This is a genomic window from Parendozoicomonas sp. Alg238-R29, assembly GCF_947331445.1.
GTDB lineage: Bacteria > Pseudomonadota > Gammaproteobacteria > Pseudomonadales > Endozoicomonadaceae > Sansalvadorimonas.
Window position 1 is genome coordinate 1 of sequence record NZ_CAMZOG010000235.1, and the last position, 964, is coordinate 964.

1 protein-coding gene is annotated in these 964 nt (G+C 50.5%); it reads left to right on the forward strand.

Features of this window, described 5'->3' with window-relative positions; all coding sequences use genetic code 11:
* Positions 1-80 precede the first annotated feature (80 nt).
* Positions 81-964: IS1595 family transposase (locus QMA35_RS21815; protein WP_281649235.1), on the forward strand; the 884-nt coding region annotated here is incomplete at its 3' end.

Consider the following 964-nt stretch of genomic DNA (forward strand, 5'->3'; position numbering starts at 1 on the left):
CCTGATTACCACCTAACCTCAGCCACGATTCGTAGACTAAACTGACGACGCTGGTTTTCTTATCGAGCGAGGGCGACGTCATGCCTAAGAACAAAGTCCAGTTCCAGAAAGGCTTGTCCCTGCCGGCATTCCTGTCTCAGTACGGCAAAGAAGAGCAGTGCCGCGATCAGTTCTTCCAGTGGCGCTGGCCTGACGGTTTTGAATGCCCTCTGTGTCGATGTAAAGAACACTGCACATTGAAAAGACGTGAATTGTTCCAGTGCAATCGGTGCCATCATCAGACTTCATTGACGACTGGTACCATCATGGAATCCACAAAGCTGCCATTTACGACGTGGTTCCTTGCCATGTACCTGATGACTCAGACAAAGAATGGGATTTCCGCTCTGGAGCTATCGAGACAACTGGGGATCTCTTACAACGCCACATGGCGGCTAAAACACAAACTCATGCAGGTCATGAAGGAGCGCGATGACAGTTCTCCTCTCCACGGATACGTCCAGGTAGACGATGCCTATTGGGGCGGTGAAAAGCACGGAGGTAAGCCAGGGCGAGGCTCCGAGAATAAGCACCCGTTTGTTGCTGCCGTTGAAACCAATGAAGAGAACCATCCGCTCTCTATGCGATTCAGCATGGTGACCAGTTTCAGGAAAGAGGAGTTGGAACTCTGGGCTAAGAAGCATTTGAGCAGCCAAACCCAGCTTGTCATCAGTGATGGACTGGGTGCTTTCATCGGTATCGCTAATGCGGGCCATTTACATAAGGCTGTTGTCACGGGCGGTGGGCACGCATCTATGAGCAATGAACTCTTCACTTGGGTCAATACAATGATTGGTAATGTGAAGAACTCTCTCAGAGGCAGCTATCACAGCATCAATCCGAAACATTTGCCGCGCTACCTCGCAGAGTTCTGTTATCGGTTTAATCGCCGATTCGATATGGGCGCAATGATCTCAAGGCTTGG